The sequence below is a fragment of the Promicromonospora sp. NPDC090134 genome, assembly GCF_044746965.1.
Classification (GTDB): Bacteria; Actinomycetota; Actinomycetes; order Actinomycetales; family Cellulomonadaceae; genus Promicromonospora.
Window position 1 is genome coordinate 312,968 of record NZ_JBIVCZ010000001.1, and the last position, 16,527, is coordinate 329,494.

Annotated in this window: 14 protein-coding genes and 1 riboswitch; of the genes, 13 read left to right on the forward strand and 1 reads right to left on the reverse strand. The window is 72.1% G+C overall.

All coding sequences use genetic code 11. From position 1 onward, the window contains the following. The first annotated feature begins 23 nt into the window (after window positions 1-23). The 8 genes from ACIPN7_RS01375 to ACIPN7_RS01410 all read left to right on the forward strand — a co-directional run bounded on the left by ACIPN7_RS01375 (window position 24) and on the right by ACIPN7_RS01410 (window position 8,069). Window positions 24-1,433: a lactate dehydrogenase gene (locus ACIPN7_RS01375; protein ID WP_400537224.1), complete on the forward strand. Its 1,410-nt coding sequence runs from the start codon at window positions 24-26 to the stop codon at window positions 1,431-1,433. 15 nt (window positions 1,434-1,448) lie between these two features. Beyond that, the gene (locus ACIPN7_RS01380; protein WP_400537226.1) at window positions 1,449-1,694 is read left to right on the forward strand and encodes a hypothetical protein; all 246 of its coding nucleotides are present in this window, start codon (window positions 1,449-1,451) and stop codon (window positions 1,692-1,694) included. Next, window positions 1,691-2,104, forward strand: a complete 414-nt coding sequence (locus ACIPN7_RS01385; protein ID WP_400537228.1) for a type II toxin-antitoxin system VapC family toxin — start codon at window positions 1,691-1,693, stop codon at window positions 2,102-2,104. The genes ACIPN7_RS01380 and ACIPN7_RS01385 overlap by 4 nt, the downstream gene beginning before the upstream one ends. Window positions 2,105-2,210: 106 nt before the next feature. After that, window positions 2,211-2,329: riboswitch (glycine riboswitch) on the forward strand. 160 nt (window positions 2,330-2,489) lie between these two features. Next, complete coding sequence (gene gcvPB / locus ACIPN7_RS01390) at window positions 2,490-5,540, forward strand: aminomethyl-transferring glycine dehydrogenase subunit GcvPB (protein ID WP_400537230.1); 3,051 nt, start codon at window positions 2,490-2,492, stop codon at window positions 5,538-5,540. An 11-nt stretch (window positions 5,541-5,551) separates the two neighbouring features. Further along, a complete protein-coding gene (gene gcvT, locus ACIPN7_RS01395) occupies window positions 5,552-6,730 on the forward strand; it encodes a glycine cleavage system aminomethyltransferase GcvT (RefSeq protein WP_400537232.1) in 1,179 nt (392 codons plus the stop codon). A gap of 21 nt (window positions 6,731-6,751) precedes the next feature. Next, window positions 6,752-7,123, forward strand: coding sequence for a glycine cleavage system protein GcvH (gene gcvH, locus ACIPN7_RS01400; RefSeq protein WP_400537234.1), 372 nt, complete (start codon window positions 6,752-6,754; stop codon window positions 7,121-7,123). Window positions 7,124-7,333: 210 nt separating this feature from the next. Continuing rightward, entirely contained in the window at window positions 7,334-7,558 is a 225-nt protein-coding gene (locus ACIPN7_RS01405) for a LuxR C-terminal-related transcriptional regulator (RefSeq protein ID WP_400537236.1), read from the forward strand. Window positions 7,559-7,643: 85 nt separating this feature from the next. Further along, the gene (locus tag ACIPN7_RS01410; protein WP_400537238.1) at window positions 7,644-8,069 is read left to right on the forward strand and encodes a (deoxy)nucleoside triphosphate pyrophosphohydrolase; all 426 of its coding nucleotides are present in this window, start codon (window positions 7,644-7,646) and stop codon (window positions 8,067-8,069) included. Here ACIPN7_RS01410 and ACIPN7_RS01415 read toward each other — a convergent pair. Beyond that, a complete protein-coding gene (locus ACIPN7_RS01415; protein ID WP_400537240.1) occupies window positions 8,066-8,887 on the reverse strand; it encodes a 2-phosphosulfolactate phosphatase in 822 nt (273 codons plus the stop codon). The two genes, ACIPN7_RS01410 and ACIPN7_RS01415, sit on opposite strands and share 4 nt — an antisense overlap. Before the next feature lie 337 nt (window positions 8,888-9,224). Here ACIPN7_RS01415 and ACIPN7_RS01420 point away from each other — a divergent pair, with 337 nt between their 5' ends. From ACIPN7_RS01420 to ACIPN7_RS01440, 5 genes are all read left to right on the forward strand, one after another. Beyond that, window positions 9,225-12,710: a phosphodiester glycosidase family protein gene (locus ACIPN7_RS01420; RefSeq protein ID WP_400537242.1), complete on the forward strand. Its 3,486-nt coding sequence runs from the start codon at window positions 9,225-9,227 to the stop codon at window positions 12,708-12,710. A gap of 17 nt (window positions 12,711-12,727) precedes the next feature. Beyond that, complete coding sequence (locus ACIPN7_RS01425; RefSeq protein ID WP_400537244.1) at window positions 12,728-12,946, forward strand: hypothetical protein; 219 nt, start codon at window positions 12,728-12,730, stop codon at window positions 12,944-12,946. Between the two features lie 181 nt (window positions 12,947-13,127). Continuing rightward, window positions 13,128-13,985 (forward strand): hypothetical protein, encoded by an 858-nt coding sequence (locus ACIPN7_RS01430; RefSeq protein ID WP_400537246.1) that lies wholly within the window; start codon window positions 13,128-13,130, stop codon window positions 13,983-13,985. Window positions 13,986-14,172: 187 nt separating this feature from the next. Beyond that, window positions 14,173-15,024 (forward strand): hypothetical protein, encoded by an 852-nt coding sequence (locus tag ACIPN7_RS01435; RefSeq protein WP_400537248.1) that lies wholly within the window; start codon window positions 14,173-14,175, stop codon window positions 15,022-15,024. Between the two features lie 215 nt (window positions 15,025-15,239). Next, window positions 15,240-16,484, forward strand: coding sequence for an extracellular solute-binding protein (locus ACIPN7_RS01440; protein WP_400537252.1), 1,245 nt, complete (start codon window positions 15,240-15,242; stop codon window positions 16,482-16,484). Window positions 16,485-16,527: the final 43 nt, after the last annotated feature.

Consider the following 16,527-nt stretch of genomic DNA (forward strand, 5'->3'; position numbering starts at 1 on the left):
TCCGTCGACGTAGGCTCCTGCGCATGGACGTCGCCGTACTCGGGGCCACGGGGGACGTGGGCCGTCAGGTCTGCACACAGCTCATCGCACACGGCGTGCTGTCCCCGACCTCACGTCTCCAGCTCGTGGGCCGACCGGACGGGCGCAGCGCCAGCGCGGTCCACGGGCTGCGCACCGACCTGATGGACGCGTTCGACGAGCGCGCGCCCCTGATCGACGTCGCCCTCGCGCCGACCGACGTGGTGGCGGACATCGTCGTGGTCGCGGCGGGCCTCACCGCCGCCGCCGAGGTCGGCTCGGACACCGACCGCAGAAAGCTGGCCGCCGCGAACAAGCAGGTCTTCGAGCAGCACGCGGCGGCGCTGCGCAAGCACGGTTCGGGCCGCGAGGTCGTGATCGTCGTCTCGAACCCGGTCGAGGTCGGCGTGGCGGTGTTCGCCGATGCGCTCGGCAGGCACCGGGTGATCGGCATGGGCGCCTGGCTCGACACCCTGCGGTTCCAGCGGGAGATCGCGCTGTCGCTCGGTGTGCGCCGGGCGCGCGTGTCCGGGTTCGTCGCGGGTCAGCACGGGGAGCGGGCGGTCCCGCTGTGGTCGACCGTGCGGATCGCCGGGCTCGACGTCGCCGAGCGGCAGGCCGCCGTCGCGGACCTGCGCCGTGGCCGCACGCTCGACACCTACGCGGACGAGCTGGCCGAGGCCAGGGTGCAGCTCGACGCGGTGGCGGCCCGGGACGTCGCCGAGGCGTTCGCCCTGGTCGACACCTGGCCCCCGGACGTGCGCGTCGTCGCCCGGCCCGTGATGACCCACCAGAGCGGCGCCAAGACCCCGGCCGGCACGGCCGCCGCGACGGTCGACATGATCGCCACGCTGCTGGACGGCCGCGAGATCGTGGTCGCCGGTCAGGTCGCACTCGAGGACGAGGTGCGGATCGACGGGTCGACCAGCCCCGGCCGCGTGCTCGGCGTCCCGGTGATCCTGGGTCCGGAGGGCTGGAGCCGTGTGGTCCTCGACCCGTTGGCCGACGACGAGGCCGCCGCGCTCGCCGCCTCCGGACGCATGATCGACGCCATGCTCGACGGCCTGGGCATCGCTCCCGCCGGTGCCGATCCGGTGGTGGGCATGGCTGCCGCAGTGCCGTCCGCGGCCGGTGCCGACGTCCGGACGTGGGAGGTCGACGCCGAGGTGCGCGGCGCCGACGAGGTCTGCGTCGTCGCCACGCTGACCAGCGTGTTCTCCACGCGCGGTGTCACGGTCGACGCCGTGTCGACCGGCCCGGGGAGCGCGAACCACGTGCAGCTCCGGTTCCGCGCGGGCGCGCGGCTGGCGCTGTCGCTGGTCCGCACGCTGGAGCGGCTGACGATGGTGCGGCGGGTCGAGGTGCACAGCACGCCGTCTGTACCTGAGCCGGGTGTTGCACTGGGGGTTCCCTAGTGCAACACTGGGTGCATGCCCACGACGAAGCGACGAATCATGGTCACTGAGACAGGCGCGCTAGCGCATGCGATGGATGTCGGCCGCGCGACGACCGGCCTGGACGGAGGCCAGCTGATCGCAACCATGGTGGTGGAGCACGCTCGCGAGATCGAGGGTTCGCGACATGAGCGGATGGCAGCGCTCGATGAGCTCTCCCAGTTTGCTGGCTACTACCCGGACGGGTATCTCGACGAGGTCCGTGATGGATGGCCGGAGTGAGCCAGGGGATCGTTGTCGATGCCAATATCGTGATCTCAGCCGTTGCGCCGGCGAACGCCGTTCACGGTGCGGCGATGGCGCTCCTCCGACAGCACGTCGATGAGGCCAAGTGCTTGCATCGGCTGACGCTGGCTGAGGTGTATGCCGGGCCTGCCAGGGACGCTGGACTGGAGGAGGTGCTGCGCCTCGAGAAGGTTCTCTGGCGGGCGGGCTTCGTGGAGGTCGCGCCCAGCGACGGTCCGACCGCCATCCAGATGGCGGCCGCACGAGCGCTTGGTCTGCGCATGCCCGACGCAGTGGTCCTGGCGACTGCCGATCGGCTGGGTCTGCCACTAGCGACCTTCGATGTACAGCTCGCGGCGAAGGCGCGTGCGCGTGGCCTCGTGGTGTACGGAGCGAAATCGGCCTGAGCCGCCCGCGGCATTCTCCGGGACACTGCCCGCGCCGCTACGATGTCCGCATAACTGAACATCTTCAACGGCTCTGGTTCGCTCAGTCGACCAGGACCGTGCCGCCAGAACCGCGGCGGGAGAGTCCGGCCCCGCGCCGTCGTCGTCCAGACGCCGCGCGAACCGGCGCCGAAGGAGCAATTTCCTCCCCGGGAATCTCTCAGGCCCCCGTACCGCCACGGTGAGGCAACTCTGGAAAGCGAGCGGCCGCGATCGGGCAACCGGTGCGGAGGCTCCACCGACGGTGCAAGCCGGCGCGTCCCGCCCTCCTCCCGGATTCCGGTCGGAGCACGACGGACCGGCAAAACTCTCAGGTAGACGCATGCCCGGGTGGGCAGGGTGTCGGATGACAGAGCGGGGAGGGACCGCAGTCGTCCCCACGCCCTCGGACAGCCAGGAGCCCGCCGTGAGCACGCCCCACAACCCCGACGTCTTTGCCGACCGGCATCTCGGCCCGCGCGGCCGCGAGGTCCGCACCATGCTGGACCAGCTCGGCATCGACACGATGGACACCCTCGTCGACCGGGCCGTCCCCAAGGCGATCCGCAGCCAGGCGCCGCTGAACCTACCGGCCGCCCGCACGGAGGCCGAGGTGCTCGCCCACCTCCGCGAGCTCGCGGGGAAGAACCAGGTCAAGACCCAGATGATCGGGCAGGGCTTCTACGGCACGCACACGCCCGCCGTCATCCGCCGCAACGTGCTCGAGTCGCCCGCCTGGTACACGGCCTACACGCCGTACCAGCCGGAGATCAGCCAGGGCCGCCTCGAGGCGCTGCTCAACTTCCAGACCGCGGTCGAGGACCTCACGGGCCTCGAGATCGCGAACGCCTCCCTGCTCGACGAGGCCAGCGCCGTGGCCGAGGCCGTCGCCCTGATGTGGCGCGCCTCGCGGGCCAAGGAGGGCTACGTCGTCCTGGACGCCGACCTGTTCGGGCAGTCGCTCGCCGTGGCCCGGGGCCGCGCCGAGGCGATCGGCCTCCCCGTCGTGGTCGCGGACCTCTCGAACGGCCTGCAGGCGGGCCTGCCCGCCGAACTGCCGGACGGCCAGCTCGTGGGCCTCGTGCTGCAGCAGGCCGGCGCCTCCGGCCGCGTGCTCGACGCCCGCGGCGTGATCGCCGAGGCCAAGGCCGCCGGCGCGCTCGTCACCGTCGCCACCGACCTGCTCGCCCTGACGCTCCTGGCCAGCCCCGGCGAGCTCGGCGCCGACATCTCGGTGGGCTCCGCGCAGCGCTTCGGCGTCCCGCTGTTCTACGGCGGCCCGCACGCCGCCTACATGGCCGTGAAGAAGGGCCTGGAGCGCCAGCTCCCCGGCCGCCTGGTCGGCGTCTCGATCGACGTCGACGGCGCCGCGGGCTACCGCCTGGCGCTCGCCACCCGCGAGCAGCACATCCGCCGCGAGAAGGCCACGAGCAACATCTGCACCGCGCAGGCCCTGCTGGCCATCGTGGCCAGCATGTACGCGGTCTACCACGGCCCGGAGGGCCTCAAGGCGATCGCCACCCGAGTCCACACCCACGCGGCAGACCTGGCGGCAGCACTGAGCACCGCGGGCGTCGAGATCGAACACACCACCTTCTTCGACACGGTCCGCGCCGTCGTCCCGGGCAACGCCGTCGAGATCGCGGCGGCGGCGGCCGACGCGGGCTACAACCTCTACGTCCCGGACGCCGACCACGTCCAGATCAGCACGGACGAGACCACCACTGCCCAGGACGTCGCAGCAGTCGCCACCTCCGTCCTCACCACCCTGGGCCTGGAGCGGACCCCCACCGCAGAAGCCGACACGGTGCAGGGAGCGGAGAAGTCGGCGAATGCTCGCGCGGGAGTATCCCTTCCCGAAGTGGAGGGCGCCCTGGCGCCCGTGAACGCTCCCGCGCGAGCGTTCGCCGACTTCTCCGCGGAGGTGACCCGAACGACCAAGTTCCTGGAACACCCGATCTTCCACCAGCACCGCTCCGAGACCAGCATGCTCCGCTACCTGCGCAAGCTCTCGGACAAGGACCTGGCGCTCGACCGCACGATGATCCCGCTGGGCTCCTGCACCATGAAGCTCAACGCGACCGCCGAGATGGAGGCCATCTCGTGGCCCGGCTTCGCGGACATCCACCCCTACGCCCCGGTCGACCAGACCCAGGGCTACACCGAGCTGGTCACCGCGCTCGAGAGCCAGCTCGCCGAGATCACCGGCTACGCCGCCGTCTCCGTGCAGCCCAACGCGGGCAGCCAGGGCGAGTTCGCCGGCCTGCTCGCGATCAAGGGCTACCACGCCTCCCGCGGCGAGGAGCACCGCGACATCGTGCTCATCCCGGCGTCCGCCCACGGCACCAACGCGGCCTCGGCAGCGCTCGCGGGCCTGCGCGTCGTCGTGGTGTCCACGGCGGACGACGGCGAGATCCTGCTCGACGACCTGCGCGCCAAGCTCGACCAGCACGGCCCCCAGGTCGCGGGCATCATGATCACGTACCCGTCCACGCACGGCGTGTACGAGGAGCACGTGCGCGAGGTCTGCGACCTGGTGCACGAGGCCGGCGGCCAGGTGTACATCGACGGTGCCAACCTGAACGCCCTGGTGGGCCTCGCCAAGCCGGGCGAGTTCGGCGGCGACGTCTCGCACCTGAACCTGCACAAGACGTTCTGCATCCCGCACGGCGGCGGCGGCCCGGGCGTGGGCCCGGTCGCGGTGGCCGAGCACCTCGTGCCCTTCCTCCCGGGCGACCCGACGCCGGGTCTCGGGTCCGGCGAGGCCGGGGCGGCGGGCATCCCCGTGGCCTCGACGCGTTACGGCTCCGCCGGCATCCTGCCGATCTCGTACGCCTACGTGGCCCTCATGGGGCCGGACGGGCTGACCGAGGCGACCAAGGCCGCCGTCCTCACCGCGAACTACGTGGCGAGCCGGCTCGACCCGCACTTCCCCGTGCTCTACACCGGCCCGAACGGCCTGGTGGCGCACGAGTGCATCCTCGACCTGCGCAAGATCACGGCCGAGACGGGCGTGACCGCGGAGGACGTCTCCAAGCGCCTCATGGACTACGGCTTCCACGCCCCCACGCTCGCGTTCCCGGTGCCGGGCACGCTCATGGTGGAGCCCACGGAGTCGGAGGACCTCGCCGAGCTCGACCGGTTCGTCGACGCGATGATCGCCATCCGCGGTGAGATCGACGCCGTCGCGGCCGGCCGCTGGACCGCCGAGGACTCGCCGCTGCGCGGTGCGCCGCACACCGCGGCGTCGGTCATGACGGACGAGTGGACCAAGCCGTACTCGCGCGAGCTGGCCGCGTTCCCCGTGGCGTCGCTCCGCGGGAACAAGTACTGGCCGCCGGTGCGCCGGATCGACGGGGCCAAGGGCGACCGCAACCTGGTGTGCTCGTGCCCGCCGGTCGAAGCATTTGCCGAGTGAGTGGCCGACAGATGGGAACAGCAGTGACCGACAAGAAGACCCCGCTGTACGACGAGCACGTGGCGCTCGGCGCCTCGATGACGCCGTTCGGCGGCTGGCTCATGCCGCTGCGCTACACGTCCGACCTGGCCGAGCACCGGGCCGTGCGCGACGCCGCCGGCCTGTTCGACCTGTCGCACATGGGCAACATCAACGTGACGGGGCCGGACGCCGCGGCGTTCCTCGACCACGCCCTCGTCGGCTACATCTCGAAGGTCCGCGAGATGGGCGCGCGCTACTCGATGATCTGCGCTGAGGACGGCAGCGTGCTGGACGACCTGATCGTCTATCACGACGCCCCCGGCGCGTACTCGGTCATCGCGAACGCCGCCAACGCCGAGCTGGTGCTGGGCAAGATGCAGGAGCGCACCGCCGGGTTCGACGTGGTGCTGAAGGACGTCCAGCCGGGCCAGGCGCTGATCGCGGTGCAGGGTCCGCGGGCCGTCGAGATCATGCTCGCCACCGAGGGCCTCGTGGAGGACGCCGAGATCTCGGGCGGCACCGCGTTCGCCGACCTCAAGTACTACGCGTGCATGGGCATGCGGTTCCAGGGCGAGCCGCTGCTCGTGGGCCGCACCGGCTACACCGGCGAGGACGGGTTCGAGCTCTGGGTCTCCGCCGACCGGGCCGTCGCGCTCTGGCGGGCCCTGCTCGCCGCGGGCGAGCCCCTCGGGCTGGTCCCGGCCGGCCTCTCGGCCCGCGACTCGCTGCGGCTCGAGGCCGGGATGCCGCTCTACGGCCATGAGCTCGACACCACGACGACGCCGTTCGAGGCAGGGATGGGCCGCGTGGTGCGGCTCGACAAGGCGACCGAGGACGGTACACCGATCCCGTTCGTCGGCCGGGACGCGCTGGCCGCGCGCAAGGAGTCGGCGCCAGCGCGGGTGCTCGTCGGGCTGCGCGGCGAGGGGCGTCGCCCCGCGCGTGCGGACTACGACGTGGTGCAGCGCGGCGTCGGCACCGAGGTGGGCGCCGTCGTCGGGCGCGTGACGTCCGGCGCGCCGTCGCCCACGCTCGGTTACCCGATCGCGATGGCCTACGTGACGCCCGAGGTGTCGGCCGAGGGCACCGAGCTCGCCGTCGACGTGCGCGGGCGGGCCGAACCGTTCGTGGTGGTGCCGATGCCGTTCTACCGTCGTCCTCAGAACTGACCTAACACGCAAGGAGCTGTCATGGCTGACTTCCCCGAGAACCTGCAGTACACCACCGAGCACGAGTGGCTGGACCAGTCCACCCCCGCCGTCATCGGCGTGACCGACGTCGCGGCCGAGGCGCTCGGCGACGTCGTCTACCTGGAGCTGCCCGAGGTGGGCGCCACCATCGAGGCGGGCTCCGTGGTGGGCGAGATCGAGTCCACCAAGTCGGTGTCCGAGCTCTACTCCCCGGTGAGCGGCACGGTCGCCGAGGTGAACACCGAGGCCGTGGACAACCCGGAGATCGTCAACCAGGACCCGTACGGCAAGGGCTGGCTGTTCAAGGTCGAGGTGACCGGCGCGGGCGAGCTGCTCACCGCCGCCCAGTACGCGGAGCACACCGGAAGCTGATCGGTTCTCGATCCGGCAGGACCGAGCGGGCGAAATGGCCCCCCGAGGCGCACTTTCGTGCACTCGGGGGGCCCGCTCCGGTCTCGGAAAGGTAACAGTCAGGAAGTTCTTTCAGAACCGCGTCATGAAGTTACGACCGCGCAGTCCTTCTCGTAGCAGCATCCCTAGGCCGGAACCCCAGAACCGGCCGCTGTGTGGAGGAAACTGATCATGACCGCGATGACCCTTGACCACCGTCTGCCCAGCCTCACTCGTCGTGAGCGGGTGATCCTGGCGAACCTCACCGAGGACGCCACTCTCGAGCAGATCGCTCGGCGCCTGTACGTCACCCGTAACACGGTGAAGACGCAGGTGCGCAGCGTGTACCGCAAGCTCGGCGTCTCCTCGCGAGCGGAGGCGATCGCCAGGGCGGGCGAGTTCGAGATCGTCGCCTGACCGCAGTTCTCCCGACGACGGCGCCGTCCCCAGCGGTGCCGTCGTCGATCTGTGTCCGGGCCCGGCCGGTGGGAGACTGCTCCGCATGCAGGAGACCCTCGTCGACGTGGTCGCCGCCGCGATCGTGGACCACCTGGACCGCCCCACCCGGCTGCTCGCCGCCCGTCGCTCCGCGCCGGAGTCCCTTGCCGGCCGCTGGGAGCTCCCCGGCGGCAAGGTGGAACCCGGTGAGGCGGAGCTCGACGCGCTGCGCCGCGAGCTCGTCGAGGAGCTCGGGGTGCGGGTCGACGTGGGCGCCGAGGTGCCCGGGCCCGACGACGGCGCCTGGCCGATCACGGAGCGGCACCGCATGCGGGTGTGGTTCGCGCTGCTGACGGGCGGCACGCCCGAGCCGCTTCAGGACCACGACGAGCTGCGCTGGCTCACGGCGGCCGAGCTGGATGACGTGCCCTGGCTCGACGGCGACGTCCAGATCGTGACGGCCCTCGCGAGCCGGCTCACGCGGGACTAGCGGGCGCTCGCGCCCACGTTCCGGCGGCTGCGGGCCGCGGCGACGCGGTGCCCCAGCGGCACGAACGCGCCGTCCATCAGCACCGGCACCACGTCGGTGGCGTCGACCTCGGTGGCGATCATGACGTCCTCGGCGAACCCGGAGTCGAGCAGCTCGCGGCCGCTGGCCGTGCCGCCCACGGAGTCGACGATGTCCTGCGTGCCCTTCCACAGCGTGACCGTGGCCTCGGTCTCGGGGGAGATGCTCACGTCGGGCAGCATCGCCGTGAGCCGTGCGGCGATGGAGCCGACCGCCAGGTAGTCCTCCAGCGCGGGGCGCAGCGTGTCGTCGGGCCAGCGCTCGCCCACGGGGACCAGCACGACGTCGTGCCGCTCGGACGCGGCCAGGTGCGCGGCGGCGAGGCCGGCCACGGCCTTCGCGTTGCGCAGGCTGCCGGCGACGATCAGGGCGCCGCGGTTGGCGATGGTGTGGCAGATCTGCGCGGCGCTCGGGGACGGGATCACGAGGCGCTCGGCGTCGAGGTCCTGCAGTGACGCGGGCGAGATGCTGATGCCGTCCTCCCACCGCGGGCCGGCGAGGGCCGCGCGCATCGTGCGCGCGAGCCGGGCCGCCCCGGCGGGATCGTGGTACGGGAACGGGTACACGCCGGCGCCCTGCTCGCAGGCGACGGTGACCGTGGTCGAGAAGGAGAGCACGTCCACCACGACCACGAGCGACGAGCGCGCATCGGTGGCGGTGAGGGCGAGCGCACCGGAGATGCCCCAGTCCGTGCGCACACGGGCAGGACGTTGGTCGAAGGCCGGGGACGTGTTTGCCACGAACGCATCGTAGTGTCACCCGAACTCGCCCATGTTTCGCGTTCAGTGAACAACGTTGCGATTCGGGTGATATTCACACTTTGGTCGTTGGGCCATAACCTCGCCGCGCAACCCTGCCGCAGAACGCTCCCCCGACTCCCCAGAAGGAACGAGCATGCGACGAGTTCTGTCCGGAGCGCGGCCGGAAAAGCCGCGAGGAATACTCACCAAAGCGCTGACCTGCACTGTTGCCACCGCATTTCTCGTGGCCCCCGCGAGCGGCGCCTTTGCGGCGCCGCTCCCCGCACCGGAGGACGTACCACGTGCCGACACGGCGCTGACCGCTCCGACGCCCTTCGTGAGCGCTCCGCTGTCGTCCGGCAGATCCGCGGAAACTTCCGGGGAAGTCACCCCGCTCCGGCTCGACGACGACGGCGACGCCATCGTCACCCGCCGTGAGGAGCGGCGGATCGCTCCCGGCCTGGAGCTCACGCGGTTCGCGCGGCTGGGCGAGGACGGCTGGCTCAGCGGCGAGGTGCTCGTCGCCGACCTCGGCGCGGCGGGCGCGGACGGGCAGGTGCCCCGGGGCACGGTGCGCGTCGGCTACGTGGGCCCGGAGCGCGTCGCCGGCACCGCGCCGGTCTCCGAGATGGCCTCCTCCCGCGGCGCGATCGCCGCGATCAACGGCGACTACTTCGACATCAACAACTCGGGCGCCGCGCTCGGCGCGAGCATCGACGACGGGGCGCTGGTCAAGTCCGCGTCCCCCGGCCGGGAGCGCTCGGTCGCGTTCGGGTCGGACGGCGTGGGGCGGCTCGCCCAGATCTTCCTGGAAGGTTCGGTGAGCTGGGCCTCGGCCTCTCCTTCGGAGGACGGCGCCGGCGCCCGCACCGAGGTCCCGGTCAGCGGCCTGAACGTCACGGCTCTGCCCCAGGGCGGGGTCGCCGTGTTCGACGCCGGGTGGGGCGCCTTCACGCGCGCCCGTCCCCTGGCGCCCGGCGAGCAGGGGGTCGAGGTGACGGTCGACGCCGACGGCACCGTGACCGCCGTCGGGCTGCCCGGGGACGGGCAGCTCCTGGACGGGACGCGCGCCGTCGTGGCCCGGCCCGGCGCCGCGGCCGACGCGCTGGCCGCGCTGCGGCCCGGCGACCACGTGGACCTGGCCTACGGCGTCCGTGGGGACGCGGACGACGTCGCCGTCGCCATCGGCGGCGGGCCGGAGGACCCGCTGCTGGAGGACGGCGAGGTCACCTCCGCGACCGGCGACCACGTGGAGCTGCGGCACCCGAGGACCGCGGTCGGCTTCGACGCGTCCGGCACGCGTGCGTACTTCGTGGTGGTGGACGGCCGCCAGACCCACAGCTTCGGGATGAACCTCTACGAGCTGGGCGAGCTCATGGCCCAGCTCGGTGCCGACGACGCGATCAACCTCGACGGCGGCGGCTCCTCCGAGATGGTCGCCCGGCTGCCCGGTGACGCCGCCAACACGATCCTGAACAGCCCGTCCGACGGCTACGAGCGGTCCGACGCGAACGGCCTCGGCCTGTTCGTGCCGGCCGGCTCGGGCCGCGTCGCGGCCTACGACGTGCGCACCACGGTCCCGGCGGACGACGCCGACCGCGTCTTCCCCGGCCTGCACCGCACCCTGACCGGCAAGGGGTACGACGACGCGATGGGACCCGTCGCCACCGAACCGTCCTCCTGGCGCGCCCGCGACGGGCGGGTCGCGTCCGTGCGGGACGGCGTGGTCACCGGCCGCCGGACCGGCAGCACCACGGTGACGGCGGCGTCGCTGAGCCGCTTCGGCCTCGCCACCGGCACCACCGAGGTGGAGGTGCTGGGCCACCTCGTCCGGGCGGGCGTGGACACCCCCGTCGTGGGGCTGGAGAACGCCGATGCGACCGCGCCGCTCGTGCTGACCGGTTACGACGCGCGGGGCTTCACCGCGCCGATCGAGGCGCGGGACGTCACCGTGACGGCCGTCGAGCCGGGCGAGCCCCGGATCGCCGGGGTGCGCGCGACCCGCGAACCGGTCGCCGAGCTCGTCCCCCAGGCCGACGGGTCCTTCGAGGTCCGCGCGCTCGCGGCGGTGGGCGGCACCACCTTCGAGCTGTCCGTGCCCGGCCCCGACGGGACGGACCTGACCACCGAGGTGGCCGTGACGGTCAGCCTGGAGGAGGACGTCGTCGCCGACTTCGCGGACGCCGCCTCCTGGACCTCGGCGAACGACCGGGCGCCGGGCGGTTCGCTCGCCCCGGCGACGGGCTACGACGGCGCCGCGGGTCTGCGGATGACGTACGACTTCACACGGTCCACGGCCACGCGCGGCCAGTACGCGGTGCTCCCGGAGGCCGCGGCGGGCGGGCGCGAGCTGCCCGGCGCACCCCGCGCGGTGACGATGTGGGTGGACGGCGACGGCCACGGCGCCTGGCTGCGCCTCCAGGTGCGGCAGGGCGACGGCGTGGTCACGCAGCTCGACGGCCCCGAGGTCACCTGGACCGGCTGGCGGCAGGTCACCTTCCCGGTGCCCGACGGCGTCGCGTTCCCCCTGCGGCTGCAGCGCGTGCGCGCCCTGGAGACGACGGCGGGCGAGCAGTACACGGGCGCGCTGACCCTGTCGGCGATCGCCGCTCAGGTGCCGCCAGCGGTGGACGCCCCCGAGGCGCCCCGCGTCGAGGACCCGGTCGTGGCCGCCGACGGCGCCACGGACGACGCGCCCCTGCGGGTCGCCGTGCTGTCCGACGCCCAGTTCGTCGCGCGCGACCCGGAGTCGGGTGCGGTGGCCGGTGCCCGCGACGCGCTCCGCGAGATCGTCGCCGACGACCCGGACCTGCTGGTCATCAACGGCGACCTGGTGGACGAGGCCGCCCCCGAGGACTTCGACCTCGCCCGGCGGGTGCTCACCGAGGAGCTCGCCGACGCGGACTTCCCCTGGTACTACCTGCCCGGCAACCACGAGGTGATGGGCGGCTCGATCGCCAACTTCGAGGAGGAGTTCGGCGAGCGGACCCGCGTGCTGGACGTCCCGGCGCCGGGCCGGCCCGGCCGCCCCGCCGGCACCACGCGGCTCGTCATGCTCGACTCGTCGTCGGGCCGGCTGGGCACGGACTTCGCGCAGGTGCAGATGCTGCGCGAGGCGCTCGACGACGCCGCGACCGACCGCGCCGTCACGGGTGTGCTGGTGTTCGCGCACCACCCCCTCGACGACCCGCTGCCGACCAAGGCCAGCCAGCTCACCGACCGCCTGGAGGCGGACACGCTGCGCGGGTGGTTCGAGGACTTCGAGGAGACGACCGGCAAGTCGATCGCCTCGGTGGGCTCCCACGTCGGCGTCTTCCACGCGAGCACGCAGGACGGCGTGCCGTACCTCGTCAACGGCAACTCCGGGAAGGGCCCGGCGAGCACCCCGGCCGACGGCGGCTTCACCGGCTGGTCGATGCTGGGCGTCCACCCGGCGTCAGGCCGGGCGTCCGGGCCGTCGGGCGGCGGCCGGGCCACCGACCCCTGGCTGGCCTGGGAGGTCAACACCCGCGCCGAACAGGTGACGGTCTCCGGGCCGGAGTCGCTCGAGGTGGGTGGTTCCGCGGTGGCGAGCGCCGTCGTCGTGCAGGACGGGACCCGCGAGGTGCCGGTGGCCTGGCCCGTCTCGGCGCACTGGGGCGGCGCGGGCGTGTGCGTGACGGACGAGCGGGGGCGCGCCGCCCTGCGGGACTGCTCCCGCCACGCGGTGCTCGCGCTGGACCCCGCGTCGCACGAGCTGACGGCCCTGCGCGCGGGCCGGGCCACGGTGACCGTCACGGTCAACGGGGCGCGGGGCGAGCTGACCGTCGGCACGAGCCGGTAGGGCGGTAGATTTGCCCCATGAGCAACTTCGAGGTGGCACGCAGGCAGAAGCAGGAGCCCACGGCGGCGCTGGTGGTTCGCTTCATCGTGTGCTTCGCCCTGTTCCTGGGCGGGTTCGCGCTGATGGCCGTCGGCTCGCTGGGTGAGGCGGCGTCGTCGCCGTACGTGTTCGTGGGCGGCATCCTCGCCGTCGGGCTGTCGTTCGGCCTGCCGATGATCGGCGCCACCGAAAGATGAGCACCGCGCGGTAAGCGGCGCGAGCGACGCAGAGCACCCGTCCGGTCCCCGACCGGGCGGGTGCTCTCGTGTCTTCTTCACCCACAACGTTCCGGTGCCCCCGTCCGTGGACGGTGGTGGAGCCTGACGCCGAGCGGTGTGCGCGGTGGGACAGGTGCCGTCGAACGGACAGGAACTCGCGATGTCACTGCTCAACACGTCCCGTACCCCGCTCTTCCGCCGGGGGCTGGTGGCGCTGGCCACCTCCGCGGCCCTTCTCGCCGGCGGCCTCGTCGTGGCCCCGTCGGCGCAGTCCTCGTCGCTGCCGGTGGTCGACGTCCACCGGTCCCAGGGGACCAGCGTCACCACGTCGATGTTCGCCTCGGGTTCGACGATCACGGGCGACGTGGAGCAGCAGAAGCTGTACCCCGCCGAGGTGGGTTACACGGTCTCCCTCGCGGCGTCCGGCGGGACCATGCTGGGCGCGGAGGTCGAGGTCACGGTGCAGAAGGTCAACAGCCGGCAGGTGCGCAAGCGCACCATCGAGATGAAGCGCACCACCACCGGCTTCCTCAGCAGGGGAACGCTGAACTTCAACGGGGCGGTCATCATCCCCGGGACGTACCGGGTGGGCGTCGAGGTGTTCACGGTGGTGCGCAAGCCGGACGGCACCCGGGTCCGGCACCTCGTCGACGTGAGCAACGGCAAGACGGTGCAGCTCCGCCGTGACACGTGGACCAAGGGGACCATCAGCACGCAGGCGACGGACGGCCGTCTCGCGCGGATCAACGCCACCACGCGCATGCTGACCATCGACCGCGGGACCCTCGCGTGGTCGCCGAACCACTTTGGCACCGCGGTCCTCTCCTTCGACGCCGACGGTCCGAACGAGCCGAAGAAGCCCGTCTTCGTGCGGGACCTGAAGATCGGGATCGACGGCCGGATCTCGACGGTCGTCGAGTCCCGCAAGGGCTGGTGGAAGGTCACCTACGAGGGGACCTCGAGCCGCGCCTCCTCCGTGGCGTGGATCGGTCAGGGCGACGTGGGCTGCGGCTGCTGACCGCACGAGGCCGGCGGGGGATCCCGCCGTCGGCCGCAGGGCAGGGGGAGGGTCGCGGCCGCGGGCCGCGGCCCTTCGCCGTCTTCACCCACAACGTTTCCCGGCACCTGACCGTACTGGTGTGTACAAGCCCGACGGCGAGCGACGTGCTCGGGACGGGCATCCTCCGAAAGACGGGAACACCACGATGTCTCTGCACAGCACGTCTCGTACCTCTCCTTTCCGCCGTGGCCTGGTGGCGCTGGCCTCCGCCACGGCCCTGCTCGCCGGGGGCCTGGTCGTCGCCCCGGCGGCGCAGGCAGCGGCGCTGCCGGTCGTCGATGTCCACAAGCGCCAGGGCACCACGGTCACCACGTCGATGTACGCCTCGGGCTCCACGATCTGGGCCGACGTGGACGAGCAGGAGCTCCGCCCCGCCAGGTTCGGGTACACCGTCGCCCTGAAGGCCTCCGGTGGCACCATGCTCGGGGCGGAGGTGGAGGTCACGCTCCAGAAGATCAACCGTGAGCCGGTGCGCAAGCGCACGATCGTCATGAAGCGCACCAGCAGCACCGCCATGGTCAAGCGGGGAGCCATCAACTTCACCGGGACCATCGACCCTGGGACCTACCGCGTGGGTGTCGAGGTGTTCACCGTGATCCGCAAGGCGGACGGGACCCGGGTACGGCACCAGATCGACGTGAACGAGGCGCAGCGGGTGCAGTTCCGCCGCGCCACCATGGTCGACGCGGGCATCTCGTCGGATGCGACCGACGGCCGTCCCGTGCGGATCACTGCCAGCCCGAAGGTGCTGCGGGTCGCCGACGACGGCTCCGTCTCGTGGCTGCGGCTCCGCTCGGGCACCGCGATCCTCTCGTACGACCCCGACGGCCCGTGGGGCGAGAAGAGAGCCGTCTTCGTGCGGGACCTGAAGATCGGGTCCGACGGCCGGATCTCGACGGTCGTCAACGCTCGTGACGGGTACTGGAAGGTCACCTACCCGGGGACCTCCCGCTTCGCCTCCGGCACCGGCTGGATCCCCGAGCTCTGCGGTTGCTGATCACAGGGGTCGGCGCACCTCGCCGTCGGCCTGGAAACGCGCCAGGAGAAGGGCCGCAGCCGCGCGCTGCGGCCCTTCTTGCTGTCTCTCGGTTGCCCCAGGGGCAGGTCTGGAAACGCTGTGTCACCCGTGTGTCACAGGTTTGTTAGAACCATTGACAGATTACGACCCGAGTGAAAACGTGACCTGCACCACCACGAAGGAGAGGGACGGCAATGGCGCAGTACAAGAGGCTTGGCGGGATCATGGCGATCACGCTCGCCGCTACGACCGGACTGACGGCCTGCGGGTTCGGCGGGTCCAGCGGGGAGGCGACCGGTGACGGGACGACTCTCGACCTGCTCGTCCCCAGCTACTCCGACGCCACCCAGGGAAACTGGGACGACGTGATCGCCGGGTTCGAGGAGCAGAACCCCGACATCGACGTCAACCTGCAGGTCGAGTCCTGGGACAACCTCGAGTCCGTCATCGCCACCAAGATCCAGGGCGGCGACGCACCCGACATCTACAACGGCGGCCCCTTCGCCGGCTTCGCCGAGGACGAGCTGCTGTACCCGGTCGAGGAGGTCACCTCCGAGGAGACCTACGCCGACTTCCAGCCCACGTTCCTGGAGAACGCCCAGGTGGGCGGCACCACCTACGGTCTGCCGTTCATCGCCTCCGCCCGCGCGCTGTTCGTCAACGACGCGCTCCTGGAGGAGGCCGGCGCCGAGGTCCCCACCACCTGGGACGAGCTGCTCGAGTCCGCCAAGAAGGTCTCCGAGCTCGGCGGCGGTGTGGCCGGCTACGGCATGCCGCTCGGCTCCGAGGAGGCGCAGGCCGAGGCAGCGGTGTGGCTGTGGGGCGGCGGCGGAACCTTCGGCGACGCCGAGGCCATCACCATCGACACCCCGGAGAACCTCCCGGGCGCCGAGTTCGTCAAGAAGATGATCGACGAGGGCGCCACGCAGGCCGACGCCGGTGCGACGGACCGCAGCCCGCTGTTCGACATCTTCGTCCAGGGCAAGGTCGGCATGCAGATCGGCCTGCCGCCGAGCGTCGGGCAGATCGAGTCCGACAACCCCGACCTCGAGTACTCGATCCACCCGATCCCCACCGAGGACGGCTCGCCGTTCACGCTGGGCGTGGCCGACCACCTGATGGCGTTCCAGAACGACGGCGACAAGCAGGAGGCCATCACCGCCTTCTTCGACTACTTCTACTCCGCCGACGTCTACGTGCCGTGGGTCCAGGCCGAGGGCTTCCTGCCCACCACCCTGTCCGGCTCCGAGGAGCTCGCCGGCGAGGAGGCGCTCGCGCCGTTCCTCGAGGTGCTGCCCGACGCGCAGTTCTACCCGAGCACCAACCCGGACTGGGCCGCGGCCGACTCCGCCTTCAAGGCGCTCTTCGGCCAGCTCGACGGGAAGAAGTCGGCGCAGGACGTCCTGACCGAGATCCAGGGACAGGTCGACGCGGGCTGACGCCCGCTCCGACCGCCGTGCCGCGGCACGGCTGACCACACGC